General features: G+C 75.1%; 10 protein-coding genes and 1 pseudogene. 6 read left to right on the top strand and 5 right to left on the bottom strand.

What is annotated here, in order from left to right:
* Positions 1-81: 81 nt before the first annotated feature.
* Entirely contained in the window at positions 82-492 is a 411-nt protein-coding gene (locus tag ABD353_RS22815; RefSeq protein ID WP_344625508.1) for a VOC family protein, read from the bottom strand.
* A gap of 432 nt (positions 493-924) precedes the next feature.
* Between ABD353_RS22815 and ABD353_RS22810 the strand changes: the two genes are divergently transcribed.
* Both ABD353_RS22810 and ABD353_RS22805 read left to right on the top strand, forming a co-directional pair.
* Positions 925-1,995, top strand: coding sequence for a hypothetical protein (locus ABD353_RS22810; protein WP_344625507.1), 1,071 nt, complete (start codon positions 925-927; stop codon positions 1,993-1,995).
* A gap of 156 nt (positions 1,996-2,151) precedes the next feature.
* Complete coding sequence (locus ABD353_RS22805; protein ID WP_344625506.1) at positions 2,152-2,421, top strand: hypothetical protein; 270 nt, start codon at positions 2,152-2,154, stop codon at positions 2,419-2,421.
* Positions 2,422-2,432: 11 nt separating this feature from the next.
* Here ABD353_RS22805 and ABD353_RS22800 read toward each other — a convergent pair whose 3' ends face one another.
* Positions 2,433-3,389, bottom strand: coding sequence for an ArsR/SmtB family transcription factor (locus tag ABD353_RS22800; protein ID WP_344625546.1), 957 nt, complete (start codon positions 3,387-3,389; stop codon positions 2,433-2,435).
* Between the two features lie 113 nt (positions 3,390-3,502).
* Between ABD353_RS22800 and ABD353_RS22795 the strand changes: the two genes are divergently transcribed.
* From ABD353_RS22795 to gap, 3 genes are all read left to right on the top strand, one after another.
* Positions 3,503-4,417 carry an aldo/keto reductase gene (locus tag ABD353_RS22795; RefSeq protein ID WP_344625505.1) on the top strand — a complete coding sequence of 305 codons (915 nt, stop codon included), beginning with the start codon at positions 3,503-3,505 and terminating at the stop codon, positions 4,415-4,417.
* Between the two features lie 116 nt (positions 4,418-4,533).
* Complete coding sequence (locus ABD353_RS22790) at positions 4,534-5,481, top strand: GlxA family transcriptional regulator (protein ID WP_344625504.1); 948 nt, start codon at positions 4,534-4,536, stop codon at positions 5,479-5,481.
* A gap of 182 nt (positions 5,482-5,663) precedes the next feature.
* The gene (gene gap, locus ABD353_RS22785; RefSeq protein ID WP_344625503.1) at positions 5,664-6,662 is read left to right on the top strand and encodes a type I glyceraldehyde-3-phosphate dehydrogenase; all 999 of its coding nucleotides are present in this window, start codon (positions 5,664-5,666) and stop codon (positions 6,660-6,662) included.
* Between the two features lie 93 nt (positions 6,663-6,755).
* On the opposite strand, the gene ABD353_RS22780 is transcribed toward gap, so the two are convergent.
* The 3 genes and pseudogenes from ABD353_RS22780 to ABD353_RS22770 all read right to left on the bottom strand — a co-directional run bounded on the left by ABD353_RS22780 (position 6,756) and on the right by ABD353_RS22770 (position 7,796).
* Positions 6,756-7,157: a PPOX class F420-dependent oxidoreductase gene (locus ABD353_RS22780; protein WP_344625502.1), complete on the bottom strand. Its 402-nt coding sequence runs from the start codon at positions 7,155-7,157 to the stop codon at positions 6,756-6,758.
* Positions 7,158-7,300: 143 nt separating this feature from the next.
* A pseudogene (locus ABD353_RS22775) lies at positions 7,301-7,534 on the bottom strand (hypothetical protein); the annotation flags it as partial.
* Entirely contained in the window at positions 7,521-7,796 is a 276-nt protein-coding gene (locus ABD353_RS22770) for a DUF6400 family protein (RefSeq protein WP_344625501.1), read from the bottom strand. The pseudogene ABD353_RS22775 and the gene ABD353_RS22770, both read right to left, overlap by 14 nt.
* A 320-nt stretch (positions 7,797-8,116) precedes the next feature.
* Here ABD353_RS22770 and ABD353_RS22765 point away from each other — a divergent pair.
* Positions 8,117-8,833, top strand: a 717-nt coding sequence (locus ABD353_RS22765; RefSeq protein WP_344625500.1) for a serine hydrolase domain-containing protein, incomplete at its 3' end; no start/stop codon positions are given.

Genomic DNA, 8,833 nt, shown 5'->3' with positions numbered 1-8,833 from the left:
GCATGGTGGGCGGCTGCCCGTCCGTCCCCGTGGCCCGCCCCCCCCCGGGGGGGGGGGGGGGGGGCCCCGGCCGCGGACGGCTCAGCCGGTCTGGTTGAAACGGACCAGGTTGCCCGCGGGGTCGCGGAAGGCGCAGTCGCGCAGGCCGTACGGCTGGTCGGTCGGCTCCTGGACGAACTCGGCGCCGCCCGCCTTCAGCTTGTCGAAGACGCCGTCCAGGTCGGCGGTGGCCAGGGTGATCCGGGCGTAGGTGCCCTTGGCCATCATCTCGGTGATGGTGCGGCGCTCGTCCTCGGTGACGCCCGGGTCCATGCCGGGCGGCTCCAGGACGATCGACATGCCGGGCTGCTCCGCCGGGCCGACGGTGATCCACCGCATCGCACCGTTGCCGACGTCGTTGCGGACCTCGAAGCCGAGGAGGTCGCGGTAGAAGGCCAGCGAGGCCTCCGGGTCGGTGTGCGGGAGGAAGGTCCACTGAATGGTGATGTCCATGGCTGCCACGCTAGCCGCGCGGCGGTGAGCAGGGCTTCTCCATTCCTGACCGGTCCGCGGCGCCCGCCTGGGGCCGGGCGGCGCGGTGCGGGATCGCCGTCCGCCCGCGGTCCGGCGGCCCGACCGGACGCACCGGCCGTTCACCCGACGGGTAGGGGCCGGCGGGTCCGATCGGCCGCAGCGGTGAAAGGGCGTCCGTGACACGGCAGTCGGGACCTGGTGACACGCGTTCGAGTCGACAGCATCCGCGGGGATCCCGGTCTCACACACGGGCCCGTCGGCCGGGGGCCGCCGACTCGTCCGCCCCTGCTGGAGCGTGCCGACCTCCGGCGATGTCGTCGACGACCGCTGCGTCAGAGGGCCCGGGTAGGGTGGCCGACAAGATCACGGCAGGCGGCGCCGGGGCTGCTCGGAGCGATCGGGGATGTGCCGGTGAGTTGGTGGACCAGGAAGCCGGAGGGCGAACGGGCGCGGTGGGTGATCGACCCGTTGGCGGGGATCGGGCCGTTGCGGTTCGGGATGAGCCCCGACCGGGTGAAGGCGGCTCTGGAGGGGGCGGACGTCCTTTGTTCGCAGAGCACGGAAGGCGGGCTGTCCTGGCAGCAGTACCGCGGCGCGGGCGTGACCGCGATCTACGGGCCGGGGCCGCGTCTGGTCGCCGTGGCGGTCGACGCTCTGTCCGGACCGCTGGTGCGGCTGGGGGACGTGCAGCTGATCGCCCGGGTGCCGTCCGAGGTGTGTGCGGACATCCACGAGCTCGCCCGGCGGCACGGGGTCTCGGTGCGGGTGAACCGGGGCGGTGATCCGGAGGTGGCGGCCTGGGGGTTGTCCATGGGCGCGGTGCAGGACTGGGGGTTGTCGGCCGAGGGGTACGCGGAGCGGAGGGACACGGTGATCACCGATGCCCTGGTGGTCGGCCCCGAGCAGGCCGAGGACCCGTACACGGCCACGCCGGTCATCCGGTGGCACGACGTTCGCGATGCGGAGACGAACTCCGGGACGTGGCCGGTGACTCCGGACCGGGACCGGCCCCGCTGGGACTGGACGCCGCTGGAGCGGGTCGGCCCGCTCGGGTTCGGGATGAGCCCGCACCAGGTGGCCGCCGCGCTGGACGGTGAAGCGCCGGCCGCCCGCCGGGGGTGGTACCGGTGGTCGGGGCACGGCGAGGGACAGTGGAACCTGAGGGAGGAACAGTTCGACGCGGCCGGGGTGACCGCCCACTACTGGTACCTGGAAGGCTTCCCCGTACTTGCGGCCGTGACCGTGCACGGGCGCACCGGGCCCCAGGTCGACCTGGAGGGCATCCGGCTGATCGGCCGGCCGGTCTCCGAGGTCGACGCAGAGGTGATCCAGTACATCGAGGACCGAGGTACGGGCCGGCTGGTCTATGGCGGCGGTCCGGGGCCGGAGGGGCTCAACATGTACGTCCGGGCCACCCGGGCCGGGGACACCGTTGTCAGCGGGGCCCGCTTCTTCGCACCGGACTGGGAGGACCGCGGCTGACGCCGCTGGCGACGTGATCTCGCTGAACGACGTCCCGCACGCCAGGAAGCCGGACCCGCCGCCCGGGAGGAACTCGTCTCGCGGCCGGCCCGCCCACCCCGGTGCCCCTCCGCGGCAGCCCGCGGCGGGGCACCGCCCCTCCGCTAGGGTGCCCGGATGACCGGCACAGACCCCCTGGTGGCCGTCCTGGCCGGCCTCCTCGTCGACGTCGTCCGCCACCTCGACGAGTGCGAGGACGACGAGGTGGACCCGGACACCGCCGTGAAGCTGATGGAGGGTGTCGCCGCCGAACTGCTCCACCTGCCCGGGGAGCAGCGCACCCGGTTGCTGCGGACGGTCGCCGACCTGGCCGAGGCCGAACCGGACCGGGCCCGGCAGGAGTTCCTGCGGTCCTTCCCGTTCAGCTGCGGCCTGGTGGACGGCTGACGGTTCTCCGCTCAGCCGCCCGCCGCGGCGGCAGCCGCGAGCAGGGTGTCCGCGGCCGCCGTGCGGGCGTACAGCACGGAGCGGCCGACGCGGTGGGCCGTGGTCAGACCGGCGGCGCGCAGCGCGGTCAGGTTCTCGGAGACCGCGGCCGGCGACAGGGCGGTGCGGCGGGCCAGTTCGGTGGTCGAGGCGGGGGAGTCCAGCTCCGCCAGCAGCCGGGCGCGGGTACGGCCCAGTACGGCCGCCAGCGCCTCGCCCCCGTCCCCGGACGGCGCCTCCCAGAGCGAGCCGATCCCCCGGGCGGGGTAGGCGAGTTGCGGCGGGTCAGGCGGCGTCACCCGGGTGAACGGGACCGGACCGGTGAAGACCGACGGGATCAGCAGCAGCCCGTGACCGGCCGTCGGCCGGGAGAGCGCGCTCGGCCGGCGCAGCAGCCGCAGGGTGTCCTCGTCCCACCGCACCGAGGCGTGCAGACCGCCCAGCAGGTGCGCCGCGCCGCGCTCCGCGACCTGCCGCGCCCGGTGCGCCACGTCCGCGTCCAGCACGGCCCGGATCCGCGCCCAGTACGGCGCGAGCGCCAACTCCCAGTACAGCCGCACCTCCTCGGCCACCCCGGCGAGCCGGGCCTCCGGCCGGGCGTACAGCGCCTCGGTGCGCGGGCCCAGCCCGCCCTGCTCGCGCCGCAGCCGGTCCAGGTCGCGGCGGACCCGCTCCGGCGGGGTCGCCAGGATGCCGTCCACCTCCTCGGCGAGCTCGGCGACCGGCGCCGCGGGCGTCGGATTGAGGAAGTCCGGCACGTACCCCGACGGCGGCACCAACTCGGCGAGGCGGCCCCGGTCCAGACCCGCGGCCGCCAGCCGCGGCCGCACCTGCTCGGCCCACCGCCGGTGCACCGGATGCACCACCCCCGACCGCAGCAGCCGCAGACTCGGCCCCACCTCCCACATCGGCGACACGGCGAACCGCATCTGCGCCAGGTCCCGCACCGAGAAGACCAGCTCCGCCACCCGCGCCCCCGCCCGGATTCGCCCCTGCCCGAATCAATGGCGGTCACTCTACGGCCCCGCCGATGATGCCGGGCATGACCTCACAGACCATCACCCCGGCCGCGGCCGCGGCCGGCACCTGGGCCCTCGGCGACCTGACGGTCAACCGGCTCGGCTTCGGCGCCATGCGCCTGCCGCAGACCGGTCCCGCCCTGGTCCGCCGCGCCGTGCCCCGCGACCGCGAGCAGGCGATCGCCGTGCTGCGCCGCGCCGTCGACCTCGGCGTCGACCACATCGACACCGCCGCCTTCTACTTCTCGCCGCTGCGCTCCGCCAACGAGCTGATCAACCGCGCCCTGGCGCCCTACCCCGACGGCCTCGTCATCGCCACCAAGGTCGGCCCCGGCCGGGACCGCTCCGGCCGGTGGCTGCCGCACGCCACCCCCGAGCAACTGCGCGGCCAGGTCGAGGAGAACCTGCGCCAGCTCGGCCGCGACCACCTGGACCTGGTCAACCTGCGGGTCGTCGGCACCGACCCGGTCGCCGACCGCTTCGGCGCCCTCGCCGAACTCCGCGAGGCCGGCCTGATCCGCCACCTCGGCCTCTCCAACGTCACCGCCGCCCACCTCGCCGAGGCCGCGGCGATCGCCCCGGTCGTCTGCGTGCAGAACCCGTACGGCATCGGCAGCCCGCCCGAGCAGGAGGCGCTGCTCCGCGCCTGCGGCGAGCGGGGCACCGCCTTCGTGCCGTTCTACGCGATCGCCGGCCCCGGACGGCAGGCGGGGAGCACCGGGGAGGAACCGCCGGAGGTCCTCGCGGTCGCCCGCCGCCACGGCGCGAGCCCCGCCCAGGTCCGGATCGCCTGGACGCTGCACCGCGGCCCGCACGTGCTCGCCATCCCCGGCACCGGGGACCCGGACCACCTGACCGCCAACGTGGCGGCCGCCGCCCTCCGGCTCACCGCCGAGGACCTGGCCCTCCTCGGTGCGCTGCACCACCGGGCGGGCTGAGCCGTGCCGGGGCCCCGGCCGGGCACAGGTGGCAGGATGCTTGCGACAGTCGTCGTTCGGGCCACCCGCGGGGGAGCGGACGACCGGTGGCCGCGGAGTGCGCAGGAGGAGGCCCGATGGGGCGGAGGAACCACCAGGTCGCGGTGCTCGTGCTGGAGGGCGCGAAGCCGCTCGACGTGGGCATCCCCGCCCAGGTGTTCTCCAACCGGCCGAGCATGCCCTACGACGTGCGGGTCTGCGGAGCCGCACCGGGGCTGGTGACCGGCGGCGACGGCCTCTCGTACCACGTGGCGGACGGCCTGGAGGCCTTCGAACAGGCCGACACCGTCTTCATCCCCGGCTACCGCGAGCCGGCCACCACCGAACCGCCGGCCGAGGTCGTCGCCGCACTCACCGCCGCGCACGCCCGCGGCACCCGGCTCGCCGCGATCTCGACCGGCGCCTTCGCCCTCGCCGCGACCGGACTCCTCGACGGCAAGCGGGCCACCACCCACTGGCACTACACCCGGGCCCTCGCCGAACGGCACCCGCTGGTACGGGTCGACGCCAACGTGCTGTTCGTCGACGAGGGCGACGTGCTCACCTCCGCGGGCGCCGCCTCCGGCATCGACCTCTGCCTGCACCTGCTCCGTCGCGACCACGGCGTGGGGCTCTCCAACCACGTGGCGCGGCGGCTGGTGGCGGCGCCCTACCGCAGCGGCGGACAGGCGCAGTACGTGCCGCGGAGCGTCCCCGAACCGCTCGGCGACCTCTTCGCGGACACCCGGGAGTGGGCCCTCGCCCACCTCGCCGAGCCGCTGACCCTGGAGGACCTGGCCCGCAACGCCAAGGTCTCCGGGCGCACCTTCTCCCGGCGGTTCGTGGAGGACACCGGCTACACGCCGATGCAGTGGGTGCTGCGGGCCCGCGTCGACCTGGCACGCGAGCTGCTCGAACGCACCGACCTCGGCGTGGAGCAGATCGCCGACCGGGTCGGCCTCGGCACCGGCGCCAACCTGCGCCTGCACTTCCACCGGATCCTCGGCACCTCCCCGACGGAGTACCGCCACACCTTCTCGGCCTGACGGCCGGATCCGGCCCCCTGACGGGGTGCTCCGTCAGGGGCCCGCCGGGCGGGGTGGCGGGATCCTTGCGAGCGTTGGCGAAGGATCTGGCGAGATCCTTGCGCACGCTGTCATCCGGGCCACTGTCTGCCGGGCGCCGGGATGCCGACCATGGATGGCGGGACGACACGAGAGGAACCTCCATGACCCGCATCGCCGTCAACGGATTCGGCCGCATCGGACGCAACACCCTGCGCGCCCTGCTGGAGCGCGACAGCAAGCTGGAGGTCGTCGCCATCAACGACCTCACCGCCCCGGACGCGCTCGCCCACCTGCTCAAGTACGACAGCGCGCTCGGCCGGCTCGGCCGCTCCGTCGAGATCGACGGCACCGACCTGGTCGTCGACGGCCGCCGCATCAAGGTGCTCGCCGAGCGCGAGCCGGCCAACCTGCCGTGGGCCGAGCTCGGCGTCGACATCGTGCTGGAGGCCACCGGCCGCTTCACCGCCGCGGACGCCGCCCGCGCCCACATCACCGCCGGCGCCCGGCGCGTGCTGGTCAGCGCCCCCTCCGACGGCGCCGACGTCACCCTCGCCTACGGCGTGAACACCGACGCGTACGACCCCGCCCGGCACGTGATCGTCTCGAACGCCTCGTGCACCACCAACGCGCTCGCCCCGCTGGCCTCCGTCCTCGACGACCTGGCCGGCATCGAGCACGGCTTCATGACCACCGTGCACGCCTACACCCAGGAGCAGAACCTCCAGGACGGCCCTCACCGCGACCTGCGCCGCGCCCGCGCCGCCGGCGTGAACATCGTGCCGACCACCACCGGTGCCGCGAAGGCCATCGGCCTGGTGCTGCCGCAGCTCGACGGCAAGCTGTCCGGCGACTCGATCCGGGTGCCCGTCCCGGTCGGCTCGATCGTGGAGCTGAACACCACGGTCTCCCGCGAGGTCACCCGCGAGGAGGTGCTCGCCGCCTACCGCGCCGCCGCGGACGGCCCGCTCAAGGGCATCCTCGACTACGCCGACGAGCCGCTGGTCTCCGGCGACATCACCGGCCAGCCCGCCTCGTCCATCTTCGACGCCGCCCTCACCCGGGTCGACGGCAAGCACGTCAAGGTGGTCGCCTGGTACGACAACGAGTGGGGCTTCTCCAACCGCGTCATCGACACCCTCGAACTGCTCGCGGAGAACTGAGCACCCGCCACGTGCGACCGCGCCCGACGGCGCGACCGGGTCCGCCCGGCCGCGCCGTCGGGCGCGTCGTGTTCCCGCGGGCGGTGCCGCGGGTCAGGTCAGGGTGATCCGGATGCCGACCGTGCCGCGGTCGCCGCGGCGGACCCGGCTGCCGAGCAGGGTGAGCACGCCGAGCAGGCCGTACTTCTGCCGCAGCAGGGTGCGGTAGGCGGCGGTCTTCTCGGGCGGGCAGATCTCGGCGGTGCCGGGCACCTGCTCGCCGGTCGGCCTGCCGCGGACGTCGCACGGGCCGACCAGCACGTCCGCCCGGTTGCGGATCCGGCGGACCTTCCAGGAGTCGGAGACCGTCCAGACGCCCAGCGCGTCGCCGTCCCGCACCACCCACACCGGGGTGGGGACCGCCGTGCCGTCCTTCTTGAAGGTGGTGACCAGCAGGTAGCTGCCTGCGGCGAGGCGGACGAGGCGTTCGAGCCGGTCGTCGGGCGTGGCGTTCATGCCGCGCAGTCTAGGGCTTGCCCGACCCCCGGTGGATCACGGTCCGCCGTGGATCACGGTGCGTCGTGCGGTGCCCGGTCGCCGGCCTCCGGGCCGTCCTCGGGCAGCACGCCGGCCGTCGGCTCGGAGCGGCGCGGGCCGGGCACCCGGCCGAGGGCCGAGCGGGTGGCGCCGAAGCCGGTCTCGTGGTCCCACACGTGGGTGCAGCCGGGGCACTGCAGGTGGAGCAGGCTCCCGGTGTTGGAGATCAGGTAGCGCCAGTGCTCCGAGCAGGAGCGGCGCTCCCCGCAGGGCGTGCAGTCGCGGGCGTCGTCGCAGTTGGGGCAGGCGATCCACGCGCGGCGACCGATGTCGGCCTGCGGGTCAACGGGCAGCATCGGTCCGCTCCTCCACGGGCAGCACGCCCGCCGTGACGAGGTCGTCGTAGAGCCGCTGCTGCTCGGCGTCCAGGCCGGAGTAGAGCAGGGCGTAGGCCTCGGCCTCGCGGCGCTCCTCCTCGGCGATGTCCCGGGCGGGCCCGAGCGAGGCGCCCGCCAGCGACCGGCGGCGGATCTCGTCGGCGGTGATGTCGAAGACGAAGGCCGTCGACGGCTCGGGGCGGTCGGCGTCCTCGGTGCGGTGGTGCGACTGCGGAGACATGCCAGCAGAACTTAGGTAACCCTTCCTTTGCTGTCAAGGTGATGTGCGCAACCCGTTCACCAGCTGAGATGCTTCCGAGACAAGGGCCGTCCGTGGGCGAAGCTCCCCTCCGGGGGCCGCGGCTGTCGGCGGTCCGTCATGCCGCGCTCCGGGCACCGGGACTGAGGGCCCGTCGGCGCGGCGGGCCGGGTCTGTCTTTCGGGGGAGCCGTGCCGGCGCCCGGTCCGTCCAGCGGCGTACACCTGGCGGACGAGGCGGAGGGGTGGGATTCCTCATGCGGGCGGACGGACCGGCCGCGGTCCGCGCCTAGGGTTGTGGACATGGCAGAGCTGGGGGACCTCGTGGGACGGACCGCCGACCGGCTGGCGGAGCAGCAGGTCGGCGCGGTGGTGGTCGGCCTCGCGGACGGCGCGGCGGAGATCCGCGGCGCCGGGTCGGCCGGCGGTGCGGCCTCCGGTCCGCCCGGCCCGGACACCCTCTTCGAGATCGGCTCGATCACCAAGGTCTTCACCGCCCTGCTGCTGGCCCGGACGGTGCTCGCCGGCGACGCCGCCCTGGAGGAGCCGCTCGCCGGCCTGCTGCCCGGCTGCACCGTCCCCGGCCGCGGCGGCCGGCGGATCACCCTCCAGCACCTGGCCACCCACACCTCCGGCCTGCCGCGCCTGCCCAAGGGCATGCTGCTGCCCGCCCTGCTCAACCCGCGGGCCGCGGACCCGTACGCCGGCTGCACCGCCGACCGGCTGCTCGACGGGCTCGCCCGGACGAAGCTCCGCTCGGTGCCCGGCCGCACCTTCCGGTACTCCAACCTCGGCGCCGGCCTCCTCGGCCTCGCCCTCGCCCGGCGCGCCGGCACCGACTACGAGCAGCTCGTCCGCCGCGAGGTCTGCCTGCCGCTCGGGCTCGCCGACACGGTCGTCACGCCCGGTGCCGGCGGCGCCGGCCGGTTCGCCGGCGGGCACACCGCCAACCCCAGGCCCCCCCCGCCCTGGGCCCCCGCCCCCCCGGGGCGGGTCCTGGACGCGATCTTCCACGAGGGG

This window comes from Kitasatospora arboriphila, assembly GCF_039528095.1.
GTDB lineage: Bacteria > Actinomycetota > Actinomycetes > Streptomycetales > Streptomycetaceae > Kitasatospora > Kitasatospora arboriphila.
This window is presented reverse-complemented; position numbering and strand designations above follow the sequence as displayed.

Excerpts from the sequence above, each read along its gene's own strand:
- ABD353_RS22815 (WP_344625508.1), bottom strand. The coding sequence starts at position 492 with ATGGACATCACCATTCAGTGGACCTTCCTCCCGCACACCGACCCGGAG.
- ABD353_RS22805 (WP_344625506.1), top strand. The coding sequence starts at position 2,152 with ATGACCGGCACAGACCCCCTGGTGGCCGTCCTGGCCGGCCTCCTCGTC.
- ABD353_RS22800 (WP_344625546.1), bottom strand. The coding sequence starts at position 3,389 with ATGCGGTTCGCCGTGTCGCCGATGTGGGAGGTGGGGCCGAGTCTGCGG.
- ABD353_RS22795 (WP_344625505.1), top strand. The coding sequence starts at position 3,503 with ATGACCTCACAGACCATCACCCCGGCCGCGGCCGCGGCCGGCACCTGG.
- ABD353_RS22790 (WP_344625504.1), top strand. The coding sequence starts at position 4,534 with ATGGGGCGGAGGAACCACCAGGTCGCGGTGCTCGTGCTGGAGGGCGCG.
- gap (WP_344625503.1), top strand. The coding sequence starts at position 5,664 with ATGACCCGCATCGCCGTCAACGGATTCGGCCGCATCGGACGCAACACC.
- ABD353_RS22780 (WP_344625502.1), bottom strand. The coding sequence starts at position 7,157 with ATGAACGCCACGCCCGACGACCGGCTCGAACGCCTCGTCCGCCTCGCC.
- ABD353_RS22770 (WP_344625501.1), bottom strand. The coding sequence starts at position 7,796 with ATGTCTCCGCAGTCGCACCACCGCACCGAGGACGCCGACCGCCCCGAG.